This is a genomic window from Halomonas sp. TP35 (assembly GCF_052375975.1).
In the GTDB taxonomy this organism is placed as follows: domain Bacteria; phylum Pseudomonadota; class Gammaproteobacteria; order Pseudomonadales; family Halomonadaceae; genus Vreelandella; species Vreelandella citrativorans.
Genome location: NZ_JBQSUZ010000003.1, coordinates 212182 through 237812 on the forward strand (window position 1 = coordinate 212182; position 25631 = coordinate 237812).

Genomic DNA, 25631 nt, shown 5'->3' on the forward strand with positions numbered 1-25631 from the left:
TATATGGAAGAGGTTTCTCTCGTCACCATGGGGGTATTGGCAAGCCTTGCGGCGGGCTTGATGACGGCTATCGGTGCGCTTCCCGTCTTGTTTACCAAAACTCCGAATCGTGGTGTTCGCGATTTAGCGTTGGGGTTCGCCGCTGGCGTCATGCTAGCGGCCTCATTCTTCTCGCTGATCATACCCTCCTTAGAAGCCTCGGAGCTGCGTTATGGAGGTAGCGTTGTGCCTGCTGCCATTGCCTGCGCAGCCATCTTGCTAGGGATTGGAACGGTCGCACTACTGAACGAGCTCTTACCTCATGAGCACTTCGAGCAGGGACGAGAAGGGCCGGAGGCTGCCTCATTACGTCGTATCTGGTTATTTATTATTGCCATTACGATACACAACCTGCCAGAAGGGCTGGCCGTTGGCGTGGCCTTCGGCGCAGGGGGAAGCGAAGGAGGCATGCCGCTGGCGATTGGCATTGGACTTCAGAATGCCCCAGAAGGACTGGCCGTAGCAGTATCACTGCTAAGCGTCGGTTATTCACGTTGGCGGTCATGGACGATTGCCGCCCTCACGGGGCTTGTTGAACCGCTGGGTGGCTTATTAGGCGCTGGGGTCGTCAGCATGTCACAAGCGCTACTTCCCTGGGGATTGGCCTTTGCGGCGGGAGCGATGTTGTATGTGATCAGTCATGAGATTATTCCCGAAACTCATCGGAGCGGGCACCAAAAAAAGGCCACGCTGGGCCTTTCCATCGGATTGGTACTCATGCTGTTTTTGGATGTCTCGCTGGGCTAACCCATTGGGAGGGGAGAGTCACGTTGATTCTAACCCAAGTCGTGAGCCCCTCCATGCGAGTTTTCAGTGACACAGAGCTGATGATCACTGATGACCTCAATAATTCGGCAGCTTTCCACTTTGCCACCGGCACACTGCGTGACCATCCGTTGAAGCTCCTCACGCAGTGCGGACAGACGTCGAAGGCGGGACTCCACTTTCTTTAGGTGATGCGTGGCGATGGCATCGACTTCTTGGCAAGACATATCAGGTTGATCTGACATGGCCAAAAGCTCTCGCACTGACTCCACCGAAAAGCCAAAGTCTCGGGCATGGCGAATGAAGGTCAAACGCCGTACTGCGTCTTCTCCATAGCGGCGTTGCCCCCCGCCGGTTCGTGTCGCATCGCGCAGCAGCCCAATACGCTCGTAATAACGAACCGTTTCAGGTTTGCAATCGGCTCGTCGTGCTAACTCACCAATGCTGATACTTTGCCCCATCATTGACATGGTAAAACTCCTTATGCAGGGCTTGAAGCTGTAGTTGCTACAAGGTTTACACTTCAAAACCATAGCCCATTGGGAGGAGAGGCACCATGAAAACATCAACGCCGACAACAGCGCCTACCACCTTGACGCTGCGTGTTGAAGGCATGGACTGCGGCGGTTGTGAGCGCAAGGTTGTGTCGGCGCTAGAGCGGCTGGAAGGCATTGAGGAAGTCACGGCAAGCTCGGTCACGGGATCGGTGAAGATTCACCACCACGATCACGGGGCCCCCTCGCGAAAAACCATTGATGGCATCCTGAACGAACTAGGCTATCAAGTGGCTTCCCATGATGGCCAAACACGCGCATCTGGTGCTTCACCCTCTTGGTGGCAAACCGCTAAAGGGCGCTTGGTCATTATCACAGGCAATCTGCTGATAGTGGCCTTCGCGCTTCGTTTGGCATGGCCTGCGCTGGGTAATATGCCTTTCATTTTGGCCACGCTGGTCGGCTTAATGCCCATTGCGCAGAGTGCCTGGGGCGCTCTCAAGATGCGCAATCCCTTTACCATCGAGATGCTGATGTGCATCGCTGCGCTTGGCGCATTGGCCATCGATGCTGCCGCTGAAGCTGCGATGGTCGTGTTCTTGTTCGCCGTAGGTGAGCTACTCGAAGGGGTAGCTGCTTCACGGGCGCGCCGCAGTATCTCAGCCTTGGCAAATTTAACACCCTCAACGGCGAGGCTGATGGACAATGGCCATCTGCGTGACGTCTCGGCGGAGTCACTTAAACCCGGTCAGCGTGTGCTGGTGCGGCCCGGTGATCGCGTTCCTTGCGATGGACGCATCCTGGTGGGCACGTCCGACCTTGACGAGTCGCCGGTAAACGGCGAGTCCATCCCCCGTTCGCGAGCGCCTGGTGATGACATTTTTGCTGGCACAGTGAATCTTGATGCCGCCCTGGAAGTGGAGGTAACACGAGGCGCTGATGACAATACGATCGCACGCGTTATTCGCCTAGTTGAAGAAGCACAGGCCGCCAAGGCACCGATAGCACGCTTCATTGATCGTTTTGCGTATTACTATATGCCCGCCGTCGTCTTACTCGCCCTCCTGATGGCGATAGTGCCACCGCTGGTATCGACCATGGCATGGTCGGAGTCGATTTACCGTGCGTTAGCATTGCTGTTAATCGCATGCCCCTGCGCGTTGGTCATTTCTACCCCAGCCGCCATCGCCGCAGGTCTCTCGGCGGGCGCTCGGCGCGGCCTACTGATCAAAGGGGGAGCCGTTCTTGAACAGTTAGGTAAGCTTCGTTTGGTGGCATTAGACAAGACGGGCACCCTGACTGCGGGTACCCCAAGAGTCACGGATGTGGAATCTTGGATCACCGAGGGAAACGATGACGATGTATTACGGCTTGCCGCCGCGATAGAGCGAGATTCCAGTCACCCTATCGCCACGGCTATCGTTGAGCATGCCCGACAGTCGGGCCTAAACCTCCCCACCGCCACCGGCAGCCGCGCTCTGGCGGGGCGCGGTATCTCAGGCCAGGTGGAGGGTCGCGAGCTGAGCTTAATAACGCCTCGTCACCTTCACGAGCAGGTCATCCTTGATGAAAGTCTCAGTGCTCGGATTGTCGCGTTAGAAGAAGCCGGCAAGAGCCTCGCTCTCCTCGTCGAAGGCGAGCGTTTGTTGGGCTTGATCGCTGTTCGCGATGAGCCACGCGAAGATGCCCTTGAAGGCCTAGCGGCGCTATCGCGTTTAGGCGTACAGGCGGTCATGCTCAGCGGTGATAATGCCCGCACCGTCGCTGCCACTGGGGGTCGCTTAGGCATTGAAGCGTACGGCGAACTGATGCCTGAAGACAAGGCAGCCTATGTTCGAGACTGGCAAGCGGCAGGCCGTGGCCCCATCGGTAAAGTAGGTGATGGCATCAACGATGCACCGGCGCTCGCGGCAGCCGATGTCGGTATCGCCATGGGGGGCGGCACGGATGTGGCGTTGGAAACCGCCGATGCAGCCTTGCTCAAGAGCCGCGTTACCGGCATCGCTGAGCTGATAGACCTCTCTCGTGCCACGCTGCGCAATGTGAAAACCAACGTTGTTCTCGCCCTTGGCTTAAAAGCCATTTTCCTAGTCACGACGGCTCTGGGTATTACCGGTATGTGGATTGCGGTGATGGCCGATACCGGTGCTACCGTTCTGGTGACGTTGAACGCCATGCGACTGCTGGGTTACCGCTTTTCGCCCAATACCGCGTTGACAGGCCTGTCTCAAGGAAAAACAACGTCATGAGAACAGCGCCAAACGATAGTCCTTCACGTCGTTGGCCATGGTTCACACTCGCTTGCGTGATGGCTCTAGCCGATCAACTTGTCAAAGAAATCGTGCATGCCCAGATGTCGTTTGGCCAAGTCATCCCGCTAACGCCGTTTTTTAACTGGGTATACACCGGTAATACAGGAGCCGCTTTTAGCTTTCTCGCGGAGGCAGGTGGTTGGCAGCGCTACCTCTTTCTTGGTTTAGCGTTGGTGGTCATCGTCGTATTGCTCGTGCAGCTATGCAAACCCCTGCCGCGCTTGGAGGCCTGTGCGTACAGTTTGATTCTTGGCGGCGCACTCGGTAATACCGTTGATCGCTTAGCGCGTGGGTACGTCGTCGACTATCTGGACGTTTACTGGGGCGAATGGCATTGGCCCGCCTTTAACATGGCCGATATCGCGTTATTGATAGGTGTAATGATATACGCAGTGGCGTTATGGCGTGAGCGTCCTGCTTTTAAGCGCACTGAGTAACGATATGGATTCGCTCGATCAAGAAAAAAAATATACGCTTTTTGCTGGGCGACTTTCACCAATAGTCGATTGCGTTGTAGCGCTCGCCGCTGGGGTATTGACCACCTTGAGTGCCGCCCCCTTTTCCCTATGGTGGCTTGGCCCAGTGGCCGTGGCACTGGTCTATTGGAAGATACAGTCGCTAACGCCCGCCATGGCCACCCTGCGTGGGTGGTGCTATGGGGTAGGCCTGTTCGGTTCTGGCACATCGTGGGTCTTCGTTGCTATTCACGATTTCGGTGGCACCGGGGCCTTGGTGGCGATGCTCCTCACCACTCTTTTTGTCAGCGCTCTGGCGCTCTTCTTTGCAATCCCCTTTGGGCTCTATCGACGCATCGCGGGGCCACGGTTAGCCTTTCTTAGCTTTGCCGGTATGTGGGTGATGAGCGAATGGCTACGCACCTGGTTGTTCACCGGCTTCCCCTGGTTATTGTTAGGCACCTCTCAGATAGATTCTCCATTAGCCCCATGGGCGCCCGTTGGTGGTGTGTACTTGCTGTCACTCATTACCGCGCTGACAGGCACGTTAGGGGTAGAGGTACTGCGTCGCCGCTGGGTTTTTCTCGTCCCAATGGCTGGCCTGTGGATCGTTCCATTCCTATTGCCCGCCCAATGGACAACCCCGGCTGGCAAGCCCATCCAGGTGGCATTGCTGCAAGGGAATCTTGATCAGCGCATTAAGTGGACTGCACAAGGGCAGCGCGAGGCGATCAGTATCTACACGGCGATGACACGGGAGCAAGCAAAGGATATCGATCTCATCGTTTGGCCCGAGGCAGCCCTTCCCATGCTTGAGCAGGAAGCACAGCGAATACTTGAGCAAGTAGCGTCAGACCTGGGGCCTGACACCGCCTTGTTAACTGGCATTTTGCAACGCGATGGTGAAGGGCGCTCTTATAACAGCGTCATAGGGCTAAATGATGTGCAAGGCGAATACCAGAAAGCGCACTTAGTACCCTTTGGCGAGTATTTGCCATTCCAAAGCCTCCTCGCTGACACCCTTGCTTTTTTCGACTTGCCAGCACCCCGCCTGACCCCTGGGTCAGACGTACAGGCTCCGTTACACGTGGCTGGAACTACCATTGGCACTGCCATCTGTTACGAGATCATTTTTGCCGACCATGTCGCCCAACAGGCGCGTAATGCCGAGCTGCTATTAACGGTTTCCAACGATACGTGGTTTGGGCGCTCCATTGGCCCACACCAACATCTTCAAATGGCGCGTCTACGTGCCCTTGAAAATGGTCGTCACCTACTTCGAGCTACCAGTAATGGCGTGACGGCCATCATCGATTCACAAGGTCACGTCACAGCCCGTGCCCCACAGTTTGAACAGGCCAGTTTAACTGGCGAGGTGACCCCGATGCAGGGCCTAACTCCTTTCGCACGCACCGGTAGCGGGCCCGCTTGGATACTCGCTGCCTTGCTGACGCTGCTCGGATTACCACTTAACTTATCTCGATCAAAAAACGACGCATTAGATGAAAAAGGAACCTAGCGATGCTCTCGGTAAATAACGCAGCAATACTTAAGAGACTCCTCCGATCGCCAATGCAGATGGGCTTCATCGTGAGTGTGATGGTTTCATCTTTGGCATGGCTCCCTGTCGCCATCGCGGCACAACCCGCCACTACCCAGGAGACGGAATGGCCCAAGGGGCACTACCCGCTACCTGAGGAAGGCAATATTATCGGCGAGGCTGACACCTTCGTCGTGAAGGATTACGACGATACCTTGATAGATATTGCCAGGCGTCACAACCTTGGCTATTTGGAGATGACCCGGGCAAATCCAGAGGTCAGCATCTGGGTACCAGGGGTGGGCACGGAAGTAACTATTCCAGGACGTTTCATTCTGCCGAATGTCGAGCGTACTGGGATCGTCATCAATATCGCCGAGCTGCGGCTTTACTACTACCCAGATGTCAAAAACGGTGAGACACCGCGCGTTGAGACCTATCCTATTGGCATTGGTCGCGAAGGCTTTGATACTCCTCTCGGTGTGACCGAGACCACCATGAATATTAAAAATCCTGCCTGGTACCCGCCTGAGTCGGTAAAACGCGAAGCGGAAGCACGCGGCGAAACCGCGCCAAGCGTTGTGCCGCCCGGCCCCGATAATCCGTTAGGAGACCATGCCATCATCCTAGGCTTCGATGGCTATTTGATTCATGGTACCAATCAGCCAGACGGGATTGGCATGCGCGCAAGCCGAGGCTGTATTCGCATGTTACCCAAAGACATCGAATCTATATTTGACCGCATTCCTCCCGGCACCCAAGTCAACATCATCAATCAGCCTATTAAAATCGGTTTGGAAGATGGACAGCCGCTGATTCAAGCATTTCCGCCACTAGGGGAAGAAGAGCACAGCATGACTGCACTGTCAGACACCATGACACGTCTCAACCAATACAATGTCGATAATATAACCATCGATTATGAGCAGCTCAGCACCGTACTGGCATCGTCCAGCGGGCTTATAACACCTCTCAATCCGAAGCAAGAGCAGGAACCACAAAGTAGCGGCATAGAAGAGGGGAGTATCGAAGACATTTATAAAGAGTTGGTTTTGCCCTCATCTCAGCGGTCGTGACATTCACACAAGGAGCCCATTGGGCGCTGACATGTCGGTTGAGAGAAGTAGTCTCCTGTCAATAAAGTGGGGAGACTCATTTCAATTCGTGCTTTTCATAAAGTATATTTTTAGATTAATCGCTTTGTCTCACTCAGCTAGGATGCCGTCCTTTTAAACCTTAAATTGATACCATGATTGGACATGTCTCATCCCAAAGTCAGCTGGTCACTATCCAGGGAGGCCCATACGTTCAAGTGCCCTAATCCTAAGAAGGAAAATTTCCCTTGCGAAGCTTCTGTGATGAAAGCCTTCAGTAAAGTAGGCATTACTCGTGGTGATTTATCAAAATAGCCCTCTTTCCCAGAGGGTTGCTACACATATTGCTTTAATACTGTCTCTGAATGAAACAGTCCAGGAAAGATCAATTTAAAAAAGCAGTATGTTCGGCTAACACTCCTAGGCCAATACCAATTAAAACGATCCCACCTATCAGCTCAGCCCAATGGCTAACGTATTTGCCAAGCTGGTGACCCAACAAGGTGCCAATTGATGCCATGACAGTAGTGGCTAAACCAATAGCTAAGCTGGTAGCGATGATATTAGCATCAATAAAAGCGAGGCTGGCACCAACGGCCATGGCATCAATACTCGTAGCAATAGCCGTTAATATCAATAACCATAGTGTTTGCTTTTCTTGGGCTATTTTGTCTTCTTTGCATAAGCCCGAATACACCATATGTAAACCAATAACCAATAAGATCGAGAACGCAGCCCAGTGATCCCAAGCCTGCACAAAGCGCTGCGATGCTACCCCGGCCAACCAGCCCAGCAGGGGTGTTATGGTCTCGATAGTACCAAATATCAGCCCAATGCTGACGGCGTGCCGAAACGAGGGTTTTTGTAGCTCAGCGCCTTTGCTGATGGAAGCAGCGAAGGCGTCTGCCGACATGGAAAAGGCCAAAATCAATATGGTGGCAAATGTCATAACATGGTGTCTCTAGCTGAAAATCAGACGCTCTAAACTAAGTCACCCAAAATTACTGCTATACTTGAGTAAATTCGTTGGGTATTAAAAGGCTCCCAACATTATCATTTCCGGCTAAATAAACAAGTCAAAACGTTAAAAATATAGTTCGTCTTATATAAGACACTTAGCATAGGCTAACCATGTTTCCTCAGTCTTTATTTTTAGCCTAGTTGCATTAATAAGTGAATTTTATTTTCAATAGTGCACATTAATTGTGTTAACCCAATAGATATAAAATTATTAAGGTTCCAACTCCTGAAGCTCCTAATGCGTCGAGCGTATCTATCAAATCATTTTCAACTACTTTCAATACACTGATAGAATAATAACGTCCAAGTAACTGTGACATACCACTTGACGTTACACTTAATATGGCGATGATGATCTCGATTCTTTCTATTCCCGTTAACCACAGCAGAGTCGCTAGTAAAGTAATTAAAACTACGCTGGCTCTAAAGGAAAGCCATTTAGCAGAATGTATAGAGGTATTGACACCGTCTACCAAGCCCCCTGCTGTTGCCATTTTTTTGGGTAGTAGCCGTCTCCAAAAACCTTGGTTGGAGTCCAATAGATGCGATAAAACCATGTGCATACACCAGGATAGTTGAGCAGAGTGGAGAGCAGCTTGACATGGAATACTTAACGATCACTTAAGCATTCATTAATTGGCTAGGCTCCGGCACGTTTGGCTAATATCTTCTGCCTGCTGATATACGGCCGTTGCTACGCCAAGCAACCCCAGCACGCTGTGAAATAAGTTATCGTGGGAAGCGGCTTGATCAGAGACTAGGCGTAAGCACTCCGTATCGAGTCCTCGCTGCTTTGAAAATGAGTTGGAAAGCCACCAAACCATAGGCACATGGGTCTGTTCATCGGGAGCAATGGCATAGGGAATGCCGTGCAAATATAGGCCTTTTTCACCCAGTGATTCACCATGATCAGAGAGATAGATCATCGCAGTTGCGTAGTCATCCTGACGCTTTAACATCTCAATCACCTGATCCAACACAGTGTCGGTATACAGAATGGCATTGTCGTAGCTGTTGGTAATGTCGTCTCTTGAGCACTTGGCTAAATCAGCGGTGGTGCAAGCGGGAACAAAACGTTCGTAGTCATCAGGGTAGCGTTGGTAATAGCTGGGGCCGTGGTTGCCTAGCTGATGCAGCACAACAACCTGATCAGCTGAGGTACCGCTAATTTGCTTGGTCAAGGCTTGAACCAGTGCTTCATCCAAGCATCGCCCATCTTGACACAAAGACGCATACTCCTCTGGCGAGAGCGCTTCTGTCGTCACTCCGTCGCAGACACCTTTACAGCCTGACTGGTTATCAAGCCAGGTGACCTCTAACCCGGCGTGGGCTAATACGTCCAGCAAGGATTCATATTGCTGAGTATACGATTTAGCGTAATCGGCACGCCCTGGTAATGAAAACATGCAGGGTAATGAGACCGCTGTGCTTGTACCGCATGAGGAAACATCTGAAAAATTGATAACGTCAGGCTGCTGGGCAAGTTTGGGTGTGGTTTGGCGTTCATAACCATTTAACCCCCAATTCGCCGCCCGTACCGTTTCGCCCACCACGATGACGAGCAGTGTGGGTTTGTCACCCGCTTGCGAACTGATACGGGCGTCCTCACCCACTGGGGAGCGCACCGTATTTGCTAAAGCGTGTTGGCTGGAAAGCGCCTGCACCATTGAAACAATATAATTACCTGGGGTCACCAAGTAGCGAAGCTCTTTATTGTTACGCATGAGTGATGACACTTCTTGATAAGATAAAAAGAGCGCTAACAGCAATATAACAGTGCTGGCAAGGCAATAAGCCAAGCGACGCAATATTGCCTTCTTCCAGGTTGAAGATGTGATGTTAACGCGCCAAATCATGACGGTAGGCAAGCCAAAAAAGATCGCCAAATGAATCAGTAAACCAGCGGTGAGAAGTTCCTGTGCCTCGTTAGCGTCCGTTTGAAGAACATTGTCTAGCATGGAGGTGTCAAAATAGGTGCCGTAGTAACTGGTAAAGTAACTGACAAAGGCGGCAATCAGAAACAGTAAGATTAATAAGGGTTTTGCCAGCGTTCGAAAAGCAAGGCTAATGAAGACCAAAAAGTTCAGGCAGGTCATCACCAAAAACATATTGGCAAAGGTTAGCCACGTTTGGATGGCAAGAGGGTCATAGCCAGCAAAGGCTTGCCGCCAAAAAGGGACATTGTAAAAAACACTGAATATGACAACGACCCATAAGACAAGCTGCTCCGTGCTTAATGTCGGGCGATAATGCCAAGCGGTGCCAACAATTTTTGAAGGCAATGATAGTAAAGGGGGCATCGAAAGGCTCTCTGTATGAAAAGATTAATGAACGCTGGCGTGTAATAAGAATCTTGAAAGAACAAAGCTTACGGTCCAACAAAACATGACGGTCCAGAGGTCGTGGGAGAGAAAGTGCGCCCCGCGGAACTGTTGAGTGATCCCAAACGTAAGGCCAAGCCCTAAACCCAGTGCAAGCCCTGCCCATCGCCAGTCGGGCCGTATGGCGGCAAAAAAGAAGTAGAGGGCTATCCACGTATAGCCTGCGCTGGCATGCCCGGCGGGAAAGCAGGCGGATGCTGGCATGGAGGAAGGCCGTGTATTGAGCAAGCCAATAAAGTCTCGTTCCCCGCCATAGCGAACTAAATCCCAAGGGCATTCCATGTTCACAAGTTGTTTAAGCGTTGCGACAAGCAGCGTAGAAAGAAGCGTTGCGGAAAAAAGATATAAAAGCGGCGTGCGATACGCTTTAAAACGAGTTACCACGGTGCTTAGTATCAAAAGGAGGAGTGTGACTAAACCCATCGCTAAGCTTAGCCATTTACCGCCTTTGTGAAGAACATCTTGGGTAATCAAGGTATCTTTCCACGCCCAGGCATTACCCTGTAAGCGATATATAACGTCAGTTATCGTAAAATCTATTTTTAAAATATTGAAGACCGACATGGCGATTATAAATAAAAGCCATGTGGATGCTACGGGTTTGAAAAAATTTAGTAGAGCAGTACGCATAGCCACACACCCATCATCATAAAAATGGTCATCATGACGGCGGCAGCCCCCATGTCTTTAGCACGCCCGCTAAGTTCGTTATGTTCTAGTCCAATACGGTCAATGGAGATTTCGATGGCGGAGTTAATGAGTTCCACTATCACTACAAGGGTGAGTGAAGAAAAAAGCAATGCTTTTTCTACAGAAGTGGCATTAACAAAAAATATAAAAGGATAGAGGACGAGGCATAGCATCACCTCTTGTCTAAAGGCAGATTCATTTATCCAGCAAGCTTTTAAACCCGATACTGCATTAATAGAAGCGCGGCAGATGCGTTTGACACCCGTGCCATTAGGTTTTGACGTCGTTGAAATAGGCAAGACAGTACTCTCGATAACGTAACAGTAGGGTCACTATAAAGGACAAAACTTAACGAACAGTTATGCGCTTTAATTCAGTAGCTAGAATACAAAGGGGCAGCGCTGGGTGGTGTTCTAACCCACTGTGTTGGTTGGTTTGTTGCCGAGGCCGATTGAACGGGAGCCGTTGCGTTTTGTCCGTCAATATTAGCGCGGATAGCGTCTATTACCGTGCTGATCTCTGGGCGCCACAGAATAGTGTCATAGTCTTCCCGTGGTACGAAGGCGAGTGATTTTTTCTGTCGTACTAGGGAAATGGTGGCGATATCGAGTGCTGCCGCTAAGTGCATAGGCCCGGAGTCTGGTGTCACGAGTAACCGAGCTCGCCCTAGAACAGCGGCAAAGTGACGGATAGACAACGGTGGGCATAAGTTGCCATATAGTGATGACATCAAACGCTGCTCAATAGGTGCTAGAAGCCTCAACTCCTCTGGCCCAAGGAAAACGACATAGCGTATTTTGCGGGCTTCCATGACATCGATGAGCATTAGCCAAAATGCCAACGGCAAACGTTTGTCTTGATGCCCGCCGACGAAGATCGCAATAAAGTCGGTATCTGCTGGGTGGTCGCCATGCAGACTGAATAGCTGTCGTATCTTCGTCATGGCCTGATAGCGTTCCTGCTCTGTTAGCCGGAGCAATGGCCGATTACGACAAGCAACACCGAGCGGTCGTGTCAAATTAACGATGGCATCGTAGGCATGTGATGACTTACCTTCCACCTCAATGTTGTACCAGCGCTGGTGACCTTTACCTGAACCCATGCTGTACCGTGCCCCTATTAACCGGGTCACTATAAAACCGCTCGTTGATCCTCCACTCACTTGTACCGCCAGGTCATAGCTTTGTGCTCGTAAACGTCGTAATAGTGTCACATACTGCCAAGGTCGAAGAATGGCGGCTCTCGACAGTAAATGAAAATGATCAACAGGACGTTGCTGCAACAGTGGCCATGTTTTATCAGTTGCTAAATAGTCGATGCGCGCGGAAGGAAAACGGTCACGAAAAGCATCGATGACAGGGGTACTGATTAGCGCGTTGCCCAGACGAAAATTGGGGCGAATTATTAAAATTTGGTTCTTCGTCACTTCATGTGGATTTGGCCTGATCGAATAGGCGGCCCGCCGGGCTGCCAATCAGGTAGATCATGGCGATGAAGTTAGCCTCGTTCCGATAGCCACGTGCGCGTGACCGAGCCGCCTGAAACAGGCCGTTCATCCCTTCCAGTCTTGCGTTCGTCAGCCCCGAGTGCCAGCGCCTGACCACTGCTTCCGCGTGCCGCTCAAGTGTCGCCAAGGCCTTTCCCATCGGCTTCAGTAGTGGCTTTTCAGAAACCGCCGCTTGCATGACCTTGAGGTAGTTCGTGATGCGCCACTGAGCCGCTCTGTGAGTTGGGGCCTTCTGGATCCAGCGTAGCTTTTCCTTGATTATCCAGGCATCGGCCGTGGCGCTCTGATCAGCTACCAACTCCTGGAGCGCCGCCAACTGTTGAGGTCTCAGATTCTCGTTGTCCAGATTTTTCAGCAGTGCCCAGCGCAGCGATTTAGGGTGTTCCTGCTCGCGGCGCTCTTTCTTGCGTACCTCGTCCAGCCGCTTGGTAAAGGTCTGCACGATATGGAACCAGTCGACCGTTACCTCGGCCTTGGGAAGATGCTCGGTGATGCCGCTAAGGAAGGCGGGCGACATGTCGCAGACTACCTCGACCACATTGTCCGTATCGCCGCCATGGGCTGTCAGGAAGGCACTAAATGCTTGGATGGCATCCTTGCCGCAGCCTGGAACAGCGAAGATCACCGGTTCCTGCTTGCGCTGCATGTCGAGGAACACTGTGACGTAGTGATGGCCGCGCCGGGACGCGGTTTCGTCCACGCCGACCGTCGCCACCTCGGACAGATCCAGTTCCCCCAGCATTCGGCCCACGTAGTGATGCACGATGCGCCATAGTCGTTTGTCGGAAATCTCCAACTGGCGGGAGACGGCCAGCACCGGCATCTCCTTGACCAGTGACATGGCCGCTTGCTCAAACAGCAGGGTGAAGTCGCTGCCCGGCCGCGCCCAGGGCACCTCTATGCGTTTGACGCCATGCTCAGGACACTTCGTGCGAGGCACGCGAGCATGCAGGTAACAGTGGTGCTGAAAGAAGTTCAGATGTCGCCAGGTTTTGTCGGCAAAATCGTGAGCTTGGCAGGCCTTACCGCACTCCGGACAGGGATAGAGACTGCCTCGCTCCGCCTCGACATAGAGATCCAGGCGGTGGGGCGACACGGAGGTATCCAGGTGCTGGTTCTTGAGGATCCAGGGCGCTTCTAGGCCCAGGCCGAGCGCCAGAATTTGGGTGCCGTCCATGTCATACCTACTGCCGTTGTGGAGACTATATTCTGGCCTAGCTCAGGGTAAGAATTCCACACTCAGCGTCGAAGAGCCTATTATCGCAGCTGGTCGCGGTGGGATTAGGCATGGCGTGCGTCTACGCCTACCGCTTATGCCAGCATGAGTGGGGCATGAGGCGCGCCAGAACCTGCGCCTTTATTGCAGCCTTGTGCTTTTCTACTGCCGTAATTGGGATGCATTACGTCGCCATGCAAACCGTCTGGTTTGTGCCAACGGCGGATGCCGTGACGCCCTCGGTATCACCAGCTTCTCAATGGATTATCTACCTGATTGGTGGCGTTGCCGTGTTGACTGCGTTGCTTGCGTTAGCCGCCACACGGGTACAGCGTCGGCTGCATGCCAGTGAGCGCCATGAATACATGACTCAGACGCGCTTGCTGTAGGAGAATAATAAAGTTGGTTACAAATTCGCCATGATGAAGTGGACCCCGAAATTTGGACAGGTGCCTAAGCTCTGATTCATCATCTCCACAAGGAGGAGAGTCATGAGCAAGAAACGCAAGCAGTACAGCGCATCATTCAAGTCTAAAGTCGCCCTGGCCGCCCTCAAAGGTGACGAGACCACCTCCGAGATTGCTGCCCGGTTCCAGATCCATCCCACCATGGTCAGCACCTGGAAGCGTGAACTGCTGGAGAACGCTCCTGAGCTCTTCGAGGGCAAGAAGAAGACCGCCAAACAGACCGACGAGCCCAGCGCTGATGAACTCTATCGCGAGATTGGCCGGCTGACGGTGGAACGTGATTTTTTGTCGCGCAAGCTCGATCAGTAAGCCGTCAGCGCCGGTTGGCGATGATCGAGCGAGCGGATCCCCACATCAGCATTTCGCGCCAATGTGAGCTGCTCAAACTGAGCCGCTCATCAGTGTATTACGTCCCTCGTGAGCCACGTCAGGAGGATCTGGAACTAATGTATCTGATTGACCAGCAGCACCTGGAAACGCCGTACTATGGCGCCCGCAAGATGCGGGTTCACTTGCAGCACCAAGGCTACCGGGTCAACCGGAAGCGGGTGCAACGGCTGATGCGCACCATGGGTATCCAGGCCGTGTATTCGCGCCCCAGAACCAGTATTCCCGGCGATGGGCACAAGATTTACCCGTACTTGCTCAAGGGGCTGGCGATCGATCGTCCCAACCAGGCGTGGGCGACTGATATTTCGTATATTCCGCTGGCTCGGGGCTTCATGTACCTGGTCGCCATCATCGACTGGTACAGCCGCAAAGTGCTGTCCTGGCGGGTCTCCAACACCATGGACACGAACTTCTGCATTGATGCCCTGGAGGAGGCTCTACAGCGCCACGGGACGCCGGAGATCTTCAATACCGATCAAGGCGCCCAATTCACTAGCGACGCTTTTACAGCGGTACTGAAGGAGCACAGCATCCGGATCAGCATGGACGGCAAGGGCTGCTACCATGACAACATCTTTGTGGAACGGCTCTGGCGCAGCGTGAAGCACGAGTGCGTCTACCTCACCGCCTTCGAGGACGGACAGCACCTGAAACAGGCGCTCAACCGCTACTTCCGGCATTACAATCAGAACCGATACCACCAAACCCTTGAGTACCAAACACCCGATGAGGTGTACTACGGACACCCCCTATCCTTGGCAGCCTGAGCCAAGGGAAACAACCGGATCAGAGCTTAAGGACACGATCAGGTTGTCCAACGGAATGGGTCCACCTCATGAAACCCCCATCATATGGACTGAAAACTTTCGGAGAGAAAAATAAAGTCGGTAACAAAAATAAAAATAATAATAAAATCAGATAAATACTATATTAAAAAAGTTGGTAACAAATTAAAATTTATAAAATATCGTGTATGCAGTCTTCTCACCCCGCCGGATCGGCTGGTGCCAGCAGCACCGGCTGGCCATCTTCCCTCCTACGTAGCGTGCCCGTTAGACTGAGACCGTGCCGAGAGGGGTAAGCAACCTCATGTACCACTGGCAAATTGATCATGCCGACAGCGCGACTAATGACTTCGGTTTCCACGCTACCGAGTAGAATCGGCATCTGCCCGCCGGTGTCGGAAAGCGTCGTGTCTGATTCCCATAGGCGCAGAACGTCGCGGCTATTACCGTTCTGTGCGGGCCGGATCATGGTCAATACAGGCAATTGGCCATCCTGTAGCCGCGGGATCACTGGTAGCGCGTCAACTGAGACTGTCGAGTCGAGATAGCGTGGCAGGGTCTGCAAGGTGAGGCCGTCGGCGCGAACCCAGCCGGCATTTCTCGCCGCTGTCTCTAAGGCAGCCGACGTTCCCGCCCATTGAAGCGCGAAGGGTTCTTCCGTTTCGCCCACCAGGTCGGTTCTACGCACCGCGAGGGATTGCCAGCCCGAGGTAAGCCAGGCATCGCGGGAAATGACCTGCACGGGTGCCGGGGGCGGCGTGTACATGGTTACGGCCTGCGGCAGGGCCTGCCATGAATGCCAGGCCCCGAACCCGAGGAAGGCGGTCAAGGCCAGCGTGATCGTTATGCCCGGCCTGGCCTTACGCAGGTCGGTGCGACGAAAGGCAAGTGCAAAGCATAGCGTAAGCCCGGTTCCTAGCAGCAGGCCGCCAACGACATCCGATGGCCAGTGGGCAGAGAGATACAAGCGCGAGGACGCGATGATACCCACGATGACAGAGAGCGACATAGCTATCACCTTGCGCCAGGGGGGCGGCAAGCCGGTCCAGGCAAACCAGATGAGAAGCCCCATCAGCGTCGCGGCACCGGTGGCGTGGCCACTCGGGAAACCGAAGACCTGGGCACCCTCGTAAAGCGCAAGCGGGCGCGGTATCGACATTGCGGCCTTGAGCAGCGTGGCGATGCCGGAGGCAATGGCGATGCTCAGCACAAACCCAAGGGCGAGGTGCCATTGCCTACGCAGCAGCAGCCAGACAGCAACCACGGCAGTGGATACGATAATGACGTTGGTGTCACCAAAGCCGGTGAGGAAGGTGACGACTTGATCCCCCGGTTCGGTACGCAGGTGGCTAAGCGCCTGGCTGATCGACCGATCAGCTGCCGCCAGCCCACTGCGTTCGGCCACCTCTTGGGCCAGCATCGCCAGAGCGGCGGCGACGAAGGCCAGCGGCATACCGACCAGGATGAGCGGTCGCAGATCGTCCGAGGGCGCGAGAAGCGATATTGCCAGAGCTCTAGCTCGGCCCGCGCCGCTTTTCCGCAACCGCCTAATGAGCCGCAAACGCAGGACATCAAGCGCTGGCCCGACCCTAGTCAGCATCAGGCGAATCAGCAACACGATAGCGAGGCCAGCTGCGAAGATGATGCCGACAAGCACCAGCAGTCGCATGCTCGCGTGCCCCACCAGGCCGAGCCCGAGGCCAGCCGCTGCGCCGGGGAGGATGTGCGCGGGAGCCCAGACGATTGCGGAAGTAACGTTTGCCGCCAGAAAACGGGCGGGGGCCATGCCCGACACTCCTGCCATGACCGGTATCACGGCGCGCACTCCCGGTGTGAAACGGGCGATCAGGATACTCTTGCCGCCATGGCGGGCGAAGAAGGCATTGCTGGTATGGATAAGGTTTGGACGTCCCTTAAGCGGCCATGCGGTAGTGATGCCATCGCGCCATTGATGACCGACCCAGAAAGACAGACCGTCTCCGGCGATTGCCCCAAGGGTTGTGGCAATCAGGATCGGCCATAGCGCCAGATGTCCAAGGCCAATGGCGGCACCTAGGGCAACCAGCACGGCGGTCCCGGGCACGAGGGCCCCGATGACGATGATTGATTCTCCGGCCGCAAGCACGAAGGCCGCCACCACCGCAATCCACTGGTGTTGTTCGAGAAACATTGTCAGCGATGCCATCAGCTCACCAAGCGTCATGTCTTTTCCTTCATCTAGAATTGCCCCCCCACCTGATGCTTACATTTAGCCCACTGGGTTCGCGGTTTGTAAGGGTCAGCACGGCATGTTGGCGTTGGGCCAATTCCGCAACAATCGAAAGGCCAAGCCCACTGCCGGTCGTTTCTTGCCCCGAGGCGCGCCGAAAGCGCTCGGTCACTTTATCCAACAGCTCTGCAGGGAGGCCAGGGCCGGTATCGCGCACGATCAGTTGCGGCAGGCCTTGCCAATGCGTCAACTCAACTTCCACACGGCCACCTTCCGGCGTGTAGCGCAAGGCGTTATCCAGCAGGTTACGTACGAGAATACCCAGTTCGACGCCGTCGGCATCTACCTCCAGGCGAGTTAAGCCAGTGAGTACCAAGTGCTGATTGCGCTGTTCAGCGATTGGCCAGAGCTCTGCCATCAGCTCGGCGACAATCGGGTAAAGGTCCACCGCCTTTGCGGACGTCGCAGCAACTTGGTCGAGGCGCGCCAGTACGAGCAATTGCTCCACCACCCGCTGCAGCCGCTCGACCCCGATATAGGCCTTTTGTAACGATTGCTCGCCACCCGCCTTGGCGTTATCCAGGTGAATCTTCAGCGCTGCCAGCGGTGTGCGTAATTCATGAGCCGCGTCAGCGGTAAAGCGCCGCTCGCGTTTCAGCGTTTCTTCCAGCCGGGCAATAAAGTCGTTGAGCGAGCTGCGCAATCCCCCCAGCTCTTGAGGCACAGGCTGTTCGATACGGCTCAAATCATGGGCACTTCGCCCTTGTACCTGATTGGAAAGCACCTGGACTGGCTCTATGCCACGCCGAATAATTCGGTTCATCAGCCATAACAGCAGCGGCAACAGCAGCAGCATCGGCCAGAGGTTGTTCCAGGTCATCCGCTCTACCACTTCCTGATGAAAACTGCTCCGCAATCCCATGCTGATCCACGTATCGCTGGCCACGTCGAACATGCTGAAAACTCGCCAGCGATGTCCATCGTAATTTTCCCAGCGGAAGCCTTCTTCATGCGGCGTGGGAAATGGCCCGGCATCATTCCACCTGCCTCCCAGTAGTTTGGGTGCCCCTTGTGCGTCCCAAAAGCCCAGCACTAATTTAAGTTCTTCTTCGTGATAGAGCGTGGGGGCAATATTGTCGGCAGTGATTATCGCCTCGCCTTCGCTATATTGCCGGGCAGGATGTTCTGGAAGACTCATCCGTGTGGCGAGGCGAGCATAGTCGTTCTGGGTGGCATCGGGGTCGAGTTGGCTGGCCACAATACGGCTATGCAAACTGAGCTGAGTATCCAGGATTTCTTCCAATTCGTGATCTGTGATCAGATAGGCCGCGATGGCAGATAGCCCAACGGCGATGACAATGACCAGCGCTAACGTCCGAACTAAATATCGCCGAATCGAGATCATACCGTCTCACTGTCTAGACGGTAGCCAATGCCGCGAACGTTGATAATCAGCCCCTTATTGAATTTTTTACGCAGATGATGAATGTGGACTTCCACTGCATTAGATTCCACTTCCTCCCCCCAGCCATAAAGCAGGTTCTCCAACCGAGGGCGAGAGAGGACTTTATTGGGGTGCCTCGCCAACTCCAGCAGCAAAGCATATTCTCGTCTTCCTAGCTTCACTTCTTTCCCCCGCCATAAAACGCAGTGCTGCGCTTCGTCAATACTGAGCGCACCAAGGGTAATCAACTGGGAGGCGCGACCCTCGGCACGGCGTGTCAGCACACGTAGGCGCGCCAGCAGCTCCTGGAGGTCGAATGGTTTAAGCACATAGTCGTCAGCACCAGCATCCAGCCCGCGGATCCGCTCTTCGATGGCATCGCGGGCAGTCAGAATCAAAAGCGGCAACGCTGAGTCCTTTCTTAATTGATGCAGCACCTGCATTCCATCCATATCCGGCAACCCAAGGTCAAGAATCATGGCAGTGAAGGCTTCACTGCTAACCGCACTGAGTGCCTCGCGGCCTTTGGTAAACCAGTCCACCGTATAGCCCTCGCGCTCCAGAGCCGTTTTAATCCCATCGCCGAGTAGTGGGTCATCTTCGATTAGTAGCAGCCGCATAGCCCCCTCCCGATTAAAAGCATCATCATCGCGATGATCCCTTAAGGCTTACTTAACAACATTTCATTGAAGGCTATTTTCTGGCTTACCAGGTTTTTCACCCTTTTTTATTGACCAATACGCGAGCGTTTAAGTCGATCTTAAGTTTCCCCGCCCCAAGCTGCCCATAGAAATTAGCTAAGCCGTCGAAACAATCATCAAAACGTTCAGGCCTTATCGGAGTGCTCGCGCATGCTATTGCTCTCGCGTATTAGAACCAACCCTCAGTTGAAGACCCTCGCACGCAGGTTAGAAAAGCGCCTAAAACGGGTTCTGGTGGCTGCTCTTCAGCGGATGCTGCCACCACCTTCGCCAGAAACCATCGATAGCCTTGAAGGCGTAACACGTATTTTGATTATTCGCCCCAATTTCCGTCTTGGCAACGCGCTGATCAGCACCCCAGTGATTGATGCCCTGCGCCAGCGCTTTCCCGCAGCACGCATTGACTACCTAACCACCGATAAAACGCTGCCCCTCCTCGCCCAACAGCCCGTGGATTATTTTCATGTGCTATCACGCACGGCGATTTTACGCCCTTGGCAGTGCCTCTCGTTGCTACGCCAGCTGCGTGCTGCGCGTTACGACCTGGCGGTACAAGTCAGTTCGGGCTCGACCACCGGCTTGATGGTTACGCGTTTGATTAATGCTCGCTACAGCATGGGCCGTCGCCGTGGCGCATTGCGCAGCTATCACGTTGAAGTGGAAGGGCGCGCATCTCACGCCTACGAGGATATCGTATTGCTGACACGCCCGCTGGGCATTGCCTGCCGCCCACGCCCAACGCTGCTTCTCACCCTAGCTGAGCGCCAGCAGGCACTGAGCCAGCTCCAACAACTCGCAGTGCCTATGCAAGCCAATGGCAACGGTGCCCCCTTTATAGCCGTGTTTGTGGGTGGCCATCAGAACAAGCGTTGGCCGCTGAGTTTCTGGCTACGGCTCATCACCGACCTGGAAACACGCTCGCTCGCGCACGTGGTATTTGTGGGGCCAGAAGAGGCAAGGCTTGCGCCCACGCTTGCGCAACACATGGCTACCGCCACCTTTGGCTCGCTCTGCTACCCCAGGCCGCTGCGCGAATTTGCCGCCATGCTGGACAACGCCCAACTGCTAATAACACCGGACTCCGGCCCGATGCACTTAGCCGCGGCGCTGGATGTACCCAGCATCGCGCTGTTACGGGAGAAAAAGTCGCTCAGGTTTGCCCCGCAAGGCCCGTTTGACACCCCGCTCTGGCAACCAAGTCACCTCGACGTTCTGAACGCCATTCAGGCAACGCTTGCCCAGGAAACACAAGCTGAACCTGTCTACTTCAATGCGCTGGCTAGCTGATCAGTCAGCAAAGCCATGCCTGTTTAATACCCAACTCTTTTACGAGCGCCTTATTTTGCAAAAAAGCACTATTAACCCAAAGCCTAATGGAAGGGGAGTTAAACGAATCCTCCTTGCATCTGTAAATGCAATATCCGGTTTAAAAGCTTGCTGGATAAATGAGTCTGCCTTTAGACAAGAGGTGACTCTCTGTCTAATCCTCTACCCTTTTTTATTTCTTGTTAATTTTAATTTAGCTGAAAAGGCGTTGCTGTTTTCTTCGCTCACTCTCGTATTGATAGTGGAGCTCATCAACTCCGCCATCGAAAGTACCATTGACCGTATCGGACTAGAACATAACGAACTTAGCGGGCGCGCTAAAGATATGGGGGCTGCCGCCGTCATGATGACCATTTTTTTGATGATGGGTGTATGGTTATGCGTTTTTCTCAACCAAGTTTTCTAAAACCCTTGGCATCCGCTTGGCTTTTATTTCTGGTTGCCATGTCAGCTTTCAGTTTTTTAAATATAGATTTTACGCTAACCGACTATGTATATCGTCTTCAGGGTAATACCTGGGCATGGAAAGACGCCTTGATCACCCAAGATGTTGTTCACAAAGGTGGTAAATGGCTAAGCCTGACCATGGGTTTAGTCACACTCCTATTGTTGATACTAAGCACTTCGATTAATCGCCTTAAAGATTATCGCACACCGCTTTTATATCTTTTTTCCGCAGCGCTTCTTTCGACGCTACTTGTTGCGATGATTAAACACCTGGTGAGCATGGAATGCCCTTGGGATTTAGTTCGATATGGTGGGGCACGAGACTTTATTGGCTTGCTCACCATGCGCCCTGCTTCAATGCCAGCGTCTGCTTGTTTTCCAGCCGGGCATGCCAGCGCAGGGTATACATGGATGGCCCTTTACTTCTTTTTTGCCTCCGTCAGGCCCCATTGGCGGTGGGCAGGTCTTGCGCTGGGATTGGGGCTTGGCCTGACGTTTGGCATCACTCAACAGGTACGCGGGGCGCACTTTCTGTCTCACGACCTCTGGACCATCATGATTTGCTGGAGCGTAAGCTTTGTCCTTTCAAGAATATTATTAACTCCCCGAGTCCATTAATCTTTTCATAAAGTGAGCTTCTCGATGCCTTCTTTGCTGTCCTTGCCTTCAAAAATTATTGACACCATTTGGCACTATCGCCCCACATTAAGCACAGAGCAGCTTGTCTTGTGGGCCGTTGTTATATTCAGTGTTTTTTACAATATACCTTTTTGGCAACAAGCCCTCGCGGGCTATGACCTTCTTGCCACCCAGACATGGCTGACCTTTGCCAGTATGTTCTTGATAATGACCTGCCTTCACTATTTGGTCTTCATTATCCTCGCTTTTCGACCGCTGGTGAAACCCTTATTAACCTTACTGTTTCTAATAGCCGCCTTCGTCAGTTACTTTACCAGTGAGTACGGCACCTATTTTGACACCGCCATGTTAGACAATGTGCTTCAAACGGACACCAAAGAAGCACGGGAACTCCTTACCGCTGGTTTACTGGTTCACCTGGCCATCTTTTTTGGCTTGCCTACCTTTATTATTTGGCGAGTTAACATCACGCCTTCATCCTGGATGAAGGCTATTTTGCGACGTTTAGCTTATTGCTTCGCCAGTACAGCGATATTGCTGATAGCGATCGTTTTGTCCTATCAAGAAGTCTCATCACTCATGCGCAACCATAAAGAGGTTCGTTACTTGGTGACCCCAGGTAATTATATTGTTTCGATGGTCCAGGCGCTTTCCAGCCAACATGCTACCGCGAATACAGTGCGATCCCCAGTGGGTGAGGATGCCCATATCAGTTCACAAGCCGATGAAAAACCTACACTGCTCGTTATCGTGGTCGGCGAAACGGTGCGCGCAGCGAACTGGGGATTAAATGGTTATGAGCGCCAAACCACGCCCAAACTTGCCCAGCAGCCTGGCGTTATTAATTTTTCAGACGTTTCCTCATGCGGCACAAGCACGGCTGTCTCATTACCCTGCATGTTTTCGTTACCGGGGCGTGCCGATTACGCTAAATCCTATGCTCAGCAGCATGAGTCCTTGCTGAATGTATTGGCTCACGCCGGGTTAGAGGTCACTTGGCTCGATAACCAGTCAGGCTGTAAAGGCGTCTGCGAAGGAGTGACGACAAAAACGCTCTCGCCGGAGGACTATGCGCCTTTATGCCAAGATGGCCGATGCTTGGACGAGGCACTGGTTCAAGCCTTGAGCACGCAAATTAGTGATACCGCTGCTGATCAAGTAGTCGTGCTGCATCAGCTAGGCAACCATGGGCCCAGCTATTATCAGCGCTACCCAGCTGACTACGAACGTTTTGTTCCTGCTTGCACCACTGCTGATTTAGCCAACTGCTCAAGAGATGCCATTACCAATAGCTACGACAATGCCATTTTATATACCGACACCGTATTGGATCAGGTAATTGAGACGTTAAAACGTCAGGATGACTACGCAACTGCGATGGTCTATCTCTCGGATCATGGTGAATCACTGGGCGAAAAAGGCCTATATTTGCACGGCATTCCCTACGCCATTGCCCCCGATGAACAGACCCATGTGCCTATGGTTTGGTGGCTTTCCAGCGCGTTTTCGCAGCAGCAAGGGCTCGACATGAATTGCATACGCCAGAACTCCCACCAAGCGACCTCGCACGATAATTTGTTCCACAGCGTATTGGGCCTGCTCGGTGTAACCACTGAGGTTTATCAACAAGAAAAGGACATAAGCCAACCGTGTCGCTCATTCAGCCGCAACGCTTAAGTAATCGTTAAGTCTTCGGTGGCATGGTGTCTATATTCTGACAACCACAAAGGTGTGATCACATGGTCTTATTACGCTTATCAAACTCTTCTCGGGGTTTTAATAGTTTGAAAACCAACAATATTAGCAATACCTATTTTGGAAAGTGGCTTGCCTTAAATGTCAGCCTTATTTTAACCATCTTCTTAGCGGTGTTACTAGAATTGATCGACATCAGCTTGATCACGATAATTATTGCCGCATTAAGCATAGCAGCAAGCGTTATTGCGCGGTTACTTAGGTTTTTTTATCCGTACGGCGCGCCAGAGCCCACCGCCAATGATCTGATCGAAACATTGGAAGCTCTGGGAGCCGCAGGCATTGGGTCACTGGTTGTTTTACGTTTACTCGCGTAGTCAAATTATCAACTCGACTGAGCAATTCTTTAACTAACATAATTAGTAAAGTGATAAAGACTCAGGAAAGTTATAGCGAGCTCAGAAACCTTGTTAGCCAAAGCTATACCTTTCATACTAGACGAACTTTATTTTTAATACTTCGCCTTGTTTACCTATTGCAAAGTGTTAATATCAGAAGTCTTTTAATACCTGAGTAAAAAACTCAAGTATAGCGGCGCGAGGCGCTACTGGGCTAACGCGCTTGGGTTCCGCAAGAGACTTCATCCCATGACATTTACCACCATGCTGATTTTGGCTTTTTCTATGTCGGCTGATGCCTTTGCTGCCTCCATTAGTAAAGGCGCGGATCTAAACAAACCCTCGTTTCGTCACGCCATCAGTATCGGGCTGATTTTTGGTACGATAGAGACCATCACACCGCTGCTGGGCTGGATAGCCGGGGTGGCATCGCAACGCTTGGTCGAAGCCTGGGACCACTGGGTTGCGTTTACCATCTTGCTGGTGATCGGCCTGCATATGGTGTATTCAGGCCTGAGCAAAGACGCAAAAGCTGCCCAAAAACAGCAAACGCTATGGTTATGGTGTTAACGGCTGTCGCCACAAGTATTGATGCGATGGCTGTAGGCGCGAGCCTTGCCTTTCTTGATGCCAACATTATTGCTACCAGCCTAGCTATTGGGCTAGCCACTACACTCATGGCCTCCATTGGTACCTTATTAGGTCACCAGTTGGGTAAATACATCAGCCACTGGGCAGAGCTGATCGGTGGGATGATGCTGATCGGTATTGGCTTGGGCGTGTTGGCCGAGCACACCGCTTTTTTGTGAGCATGACTCTAAAACTAGCGCAATTTTTGAGAAATCTTTGCCAACACTCCAACTGCTTTATGACCCAGTTGGAGTGTTGTAATACATAACGCTTTTAGGGCATTAGCTTAAGCTCACCGTAATCTCCCCCGGTGCGCAGTGTCACCGTTACCTCCGCGTCGTTGCGGTTGCGGAAAAACCAACCATGGTTGCCGGTGAACTGCGCTTCCAGCTCGCCATCATCTTCGGGCACCCCGCGCCCTTGCTCGTAGCTCACCGAATTGCCACCGCCGTCGCCGTGGGTATCAAAATTGATCGGCCCGCCTTCAGAGACCCAATCAAACGTCGCCACCGCGCCTTCGTCCATGGTCAGCTTGTACTCAACGCCCTCGCCCGGTGCCAGCGTGAAACGCTCTTCATCGCGCCAAGTTTCGGACGACGCCTGGTTATCAGGCTGGCTTTCGGCCTGGCTTTGCTCCGCCGCCTCGGCGTCCACCTCACGCTCGGTCGCGGGCTCGGCGCTTTCGCGCACAATCGTTATATCAGGCACGGCCGAAGGCTCCGGCGCTTGCGTGTCAGCCGCTGCGGTATTGGCGCGGTCTTCGGCGGCCTCATCGGCCAGTTGGGTTTTAATCTCGCCCATTTGGGTAAGGCCGAGCACGCGGCCCGCGCCGGTGGGGTCAATGGCGTACTCGGCTGGCAACACCACGGTGACCAACAAAACGCTGGCGATGATGGCGGCCAGCAGCGTAGAGCGCAGCAGTTTTGCCGTGGATGGCAGCTCCGCTCGGGTAGGAAGATCCGTGTTATACATAAAACACTCCGTCAC

General features: G+C 53.1%; 24 protein-coding genes and 2 pseudogenes. 13 read left to right on the forward strand and 13 right to left on the reverse strand.

The features are described 5' to 3' along the window. Window positions 1–3 precede the first annotated feature (3 nt). A complete protein-coding gene (locus ACT3RU_RS06300) occupies window positions 4–786 on the forward strand; it encodes a ZIP family metal transporter (RefSeq protein WP_092825637.1) in 783 nt (260 codons plus the stop codon). Between the two features lie 29 nt (window positions 787–815). Here ACT3RU_RS06300 and ACT3RU_RS06305 read toward each other — a convergent pair whose 3' ends face one another. Further along, window positions 816–1274 (reverse strand): MerR family transcriptional regulator, encoded by a 459-nt coding sequence (locus ACT3RU_RS06305; protein ID WP_092825635.1) that lies wholly within the window; start codon window positions 1272–1274, stop codon window positions 816–818. An 86-nt stretch (window positions 1275–1360) separates the two neighbouring features. Between ACT3RU_RS06305 and ACT3RU_RS06310 the strand changes: the two genes are divergently transcribed. Genes ACT3RU_RS06310 through ACT3RU_RS06325 form a run of 4 tightly spaced genes read left to right on the forward strand, consistent with a single transcriptional unit; the run spans window position 1361 to window position 6681 of the window. Then, window positions 1361–3547, forward strand: coding sequence for a heavy metal translocating P-type ATPase (locus ACT3RU_RS06310; protein ID WP_483392578.1), 2187 nt, complete (start codon window positions 1361–1363; stop codon window positions 3545–3547). Continuing rightward, window positions 3544–4047 carry a signal peptidase II gene (lspA, locus tag ACT3RU_RS06315; RefSeq protein ID WP_085920375.1) on the forward strand — a complete coding sequence of 168 codons (504 nt, stop codon included), beginning with the start codon at window positions 3544–3546 and terminating at the stop codon, window positions 4045–4047. The genes ACT3RU_RS06310 and lspA overlap by 4 nt, the downstream gene beginning before the upstream one ends. 4 nt (window positions 4048–4051) lie before the next feature. Beyond that, window positions 4052–5584, forward strand: coding sequence for an apolipoprotein N-acyltransferase (lnt, locus tag ACT3RU_RS06320; RefSeq protein WP_085920376.1), 1533 nt, complete (start codon window positions 4052–4054; stop codon window positions 5582–5584). 53 nt (window positions 5585–5637) lie between these two features. Next, on the forward strand, window positions 5638–6681 hold the full coding sequence (locus ACT3RU_RS06325) for a L,D-transpeptidase family protein (protein ID WP_483392579.1): 1044 nt from the start codon (window positions 5638–5640) through the stop codon (window positions 6679–6681). A 403-nt stretch (window positions 6682–7084) separates the two neighbouring features. Here ACT3RU_RS06325 and ACT3RU_RS06330 read toward each other — a convergent pair whose 3' ends face one another. From ACT3RU_RS06330 to ACT3RU_RS06360, 7 genes are all read right to left on the reverse strand, one after another. Further along, complete coding sequence (locus tag ACT3RU_RS06330; RefSeq protein WP_483392580.1) at window positions 7085–7648, reverse strand: manganese efflux pump MntP; 564 nt, start codon at window positions 7646–7648, stop codon at window positions 7085–7087. Between the two features lie 259 nt (window positions 7649–7907). Then, window positions 7908–8276: a hypothetical protein gene (locus ACT3RU_RS06335; protein WP_483392581.1), complete on the reverse strand. Its 369-nt coding sequence runs from the start codon at window positions 8274–8276 to the stop codon at window positions 7908–7910. A 75-nt stretch (window positions 8277–8351) separates the two neighbouring features. Continuing rightward, window positions 8352–10019: a phosphoethanolamine transferase gene (locus ACT3RU_RS06340; RefSeq protein WP_483392582.1), complete on the reverse strand. Its 1668-nt coding sequence runs from the start codon at window positions 10017–10019 to the stop codon at window positions 8352–8354. Between the two features lie 24 nt (window positions 10020–10043). Continuing rightward, window positions 10044–10574 (reverse strand): phosphatase PAP2 family protein, encoded by a 531-nt coding sequence (locus ACT3RU_RS06345; RefSeq protein WP_483392583.1) that lies wholly within the window; start codon window positions 10572–10574, stop codon window positions 10044–10046. Between the two features lie 137 nt (window positions 10575–10711). After that, window positions 10712–11089: a diacylglycerol kinase gene (locus tag ACT3RU_RS06350; protein ID WP_483392584.1), complete on the reverse strand. Its 378-nt coding sequence runs from the start codon at window positions 11087–11089 to the stop codon at window positions 10712–10714. Window positions 11090–11163: 74 nt separating this feature from the next. Further along, on the reverse strand, window positions 11164–12216 hold the full coding sequence (locus tag ACT3RU_RS06355) for a glycosyltransferase family 9 protein (RefSeq protein WP_483392585.1): 1053 nt from the start codon (window positions 12214–12216) through the stop codon (window positions 11164–11166). Window position 12217: 1 nt separating this feature from the next. Further along, window positions 12218–13474: an ISL3 family transposase gene (locus tag ACT3RU_RS06360; RefSeq protein ID WP_168444423.1), complete on the reverse strand. Its 1257-nt coding sequence runs from the start codon at window positions 13472–13474 to the stop codon at window positions 12218–12220. A gap of 155 nt (window positions 13475–13629) precedes the next feature. On the opposite strand from ACT3RU_RS06360, the gene ACT3RU_RS06365 reads away from it, so the two are divergent. Together ACT3RU_RS06365 and ACT3RU_RS06370 are read left to right on the forward strand one after the other, a co-directional pair. Then, on the forward strand, window positions 13630–13902 hold the full coding sequence (locus ACT3RU_RS06365) for a hypothetical protein (protein WP_483392586.1): 273 nt from the start codon (window positions 13630–13632) through the stop codon (window positions 13900–13902). Window positions 13903–14004: 102 nt separating this feature from the next. Then, window positions 14005–15137, forward strand: a protein-coding gene (locus ACT3RU_RS06370) for an IS3 family transposase (RefSeq protein WP_153844041.1) whose coding sequence is annotated in 2 segments (ribosomal slippage) — window positions 14005–14275 and window positions 14275–15137 — 1134 coding nt in all. Because the reading frame shifts where the segments join, the coding sequence is not laid out codon by codon here. A 217-nt stretch (window positions 15138–15354) separates the two neighbouring features. On the opposite strand, the gene ACT3RU_RS06375 is transcribed toward ACT3RU_RS06370, so the two are convergent. From ACT3RU_RS06375 to ACT3RU_RS06390, 4 genes and pseudogenes are all read right to left on the reverse strand, one after another. Further along, the gene (locus ACT3RU_RS06375) at window positions 15355–16608 is read right to left on the reverse strand and encodes a phosphatase PAP2 family protein (protein WP_483392594.1); all 1254 of its coding nucleotides are present in this window, start codon (window positions 16606–16608) and stop codon (window positions 15355–15357) included. Between the two features lie 315 nt (window positions 16609–16923). After that, window positions 16924–17358 (reverse strand): annotated as a pseudogene (locus ACT3RU_RS06380) (DedA family protein); the annotation flags it as partial. 10 nt (window positions 17359–17368) lie between these two features. Next, entirely contained in the window at window positions 17369–18769 is a 1401-nt protein-coding gene (locus ACT3RU_RS06385; RefSeq protein WP_474188684.1) for an ATP-binding protein, read from the reverse strand. Next, entirely contained in the window at window positions 18766–19428 is a 663-nt protein-coding gene (locus tag ACT3RU_RS06390; protein ID WP_474188683.1) for a response regulator, read from the reverse strand. Before ACT3RU_RS06390 ends, ACT3RU_RS06385 begins: the two co-directional genes overlap by 4 nt. A 231-nt stretch (window positions 19429–19659) precedes the next feature. Here ACT3RU_RS06390 and ACT3RU_RS06395 point away from each other — a divergent pair, with 231 nt between their 5' ends. From ACT3RU_RS06395 to ACT3RU_RS06420, 6 genes and pseudogenes are all read left to right on the forward strand, one after another. Continuing rightward, on the forward strand, window positions 19660–20796 hold the full coding sequence (locus ACT3RU_RS06395) for a glycosyltransferase family 9 protein (RefSeq protein ID WP_474188682.1): 1137 nt from the start codon (window positions 19660–19662) through the stop codon (window positions 20794–20796). After that, window positions 20780–21241 carry a diacylglycerol kinase gene (locus ACT3RU_RS06400; protein WP_483392587.1) on the forward strand — a complete coding sequence of 154 codons (462 nt, stop codon included), beginning with the start codon at window positions 20780–20782 and terminating at the stop codon, window positions 21239–21241. Before ACT3RU_RS06395 ends, ACT3RU_RS06400 begins: the two co-directional genes overlap by 17 nt. Next, entirely contained in the window at window positions 21214–21900 is a 687-nt protein-coding gene (locus tag ACT3RU_RS06405; RefSeq protein WP_474188680.1) for a phosphatase PAP2 family protein, read from the forward strand. Before ACT3RU_RS06400 ends, ACT3RU_RS06405 begins: the two co-directional genes overlap by 28 nt. Before the next feature lie 24 nt (window positions 21901–21924). Then, window positions 21925–23598, forward strand: coding sequence for a phosphoethanolamine transferase (locus ACT3RU_RS06410; RefSeq protein ID WP_483392588.1), 1674 nt, complete (start codon window positions 21925–21927; stop codon window positions 23596–23598). Window positions 23599–23660: 62 nt separating this feature from the next. Beyond that, a complete protein-coding gene (locus tag ACT3RU_RS06415) occupies window positions 23661–23993 on the forward strand; it encodes a hypothetical protein (protein ID WP_474189394.1) in 333 nt (110 codons plus the stop codon). Window positions 23994–24299: 306 nt separating this feature from the next. Further along, a pseudogene (locus ACT3RU_RS06420) lies at window positions 24300–24823 on the forward strand (manganese efflux pump MntP). Between the two features lie 94 nt (window positions 24824–24917). On the opposite strand, the gene ACT3RU_RS06425 reads toward ACT3RU_RS06420, so the two are convergent. Next, on the reverse strand, window positions 24918–25616 hold the full coding sequence (locus tag ACT3RU_RS06425) for a hypothetical protein (protein ID WP_153844065.1): 699 nt from the start codon (window positions 25614–25616) through the stop codon (window positions 24918–24920). Between the last annotated feature and the right edge of the window lie 15 nt (window positions 25617–25631).